The sequence below is a fragment of the Rhodococcus sp. IEGM 1379 genome, assembly GCF_030056815.1.
Taxonomy (GTDB): Bacteria; Actinomycetota; Actinomycetes; order Mycobacteriales; family Mycobacteriaceae; genus Rhodococcus_F.
Map to the genome: position 1 here is coordinate 1 of NZ_JASHKR010000186.1, position 1,002 is coordinate 1,002.

The window sequence follows — 1,002 nt, forward strand, 5'->3', positions numbered from 1 at the left end:
GCACGCAGGTGAGGCCGTTGACGTCGCCGACCACGCGGTTGGACTTCACCTGGTTGGGGACCAGAGGGTCGCGGGTCTTGTGCACGAACGCCAGCGGAGCGCCGTCGAACGCATCGGCCCACTTCTCGGCAACCTTGACGCGGCCGGCGTCCGGGGAGACGACGCAGATGTTGTCGGTGCCGTAGTTCGCTTTCACGTACTGGGCGAGTTGGCCCTGTGCATGCATGTGATCAACGGGGCCGTCGAAGAAGCCCTGGATCTGGTCGGTGTGCAGATCGACCGTGATGATGCGGTCGGCGCCGGCGGTCTTGAGCAGATCGGCGATGAGGCGAGCGGAGATCGGCTCGCGGCCGCGGTGCTTCTTGTCCTGACGGGCGTACGGGTAGAACGGCAGAACTGCGGTGATGCGCTTGGCGGATCCACGCTTGAGAGCGTCGATCATGATGAGCTGCTCCATGACCCACGTGTTCAGTGGCGCCGGATGGCTCTGCAGGACAAACGCGTCGGAGCCGCGAACCGACTCTTCGAAGCGAACAAAGATCTCACCGTTCGCGAAATCACGTGCGGTCTGCGGGGTGACACGGATATCGAGTTCCTTTGCCACCTGCTCAGCCAATTCGGGATGCGCTCGACCCGAGAACAACATCAAGTTCTTCTGGTTGTCGATCCAATTCGCGGTCACTGGTTCATGCCATCCTTTTGTACTTGCTGATCTGTGCGCTCTGATTCCGAAGCCGTTGCAGCTGCTGCAACGGCTGCAGGAGTACCGGGACGTTTCTTCTCGACCCAACCCTCGATATTGCGTTGCTGCCCACCCGAGACTGCGAGAGCCCCTGGCGGAACGTCGAATTTCAGTACCGTGCCGGCGCCGGTGTAGGCACCGTCACCTACTCGAACCGGCGCGATGAACATGGTGTCCGATCCGGTCCGGACGTGCGACCCCACAACAGTACGGCTCTTGTTCACCCCGTCGTAATTGACGAAGACGCTCGAAGCTCCGAT

At 61.5% G+C, this 1,002-nt stretch carries 1 protein-coding gene and 1 pseudogene; both read right to left on the reverse strand.

Annotated elements, in window-relative coordinates:
* Nucleotides 1–682, reverse strand: a 682-nt coding sequence (gene prs / locus QM600_RS29425; protein ID WP_283265309.1) for a ribose-phosphate diphosphokinase, incomplete at its 3' end; no start/stop codon positions are given.
* Nucleotides 679–1,002, reverse strand: a pseudogene (gene glmU, locus QM600_RS29430) (bifunctional UDP-N-acetylglucosamine diphosphorylase/glucosamine-1-phosphate N-acetyltransferase GlmU); the annotation flags it as partial. The pseudogene glmU and the gene prs, both read right to left, overlap by 4 nt.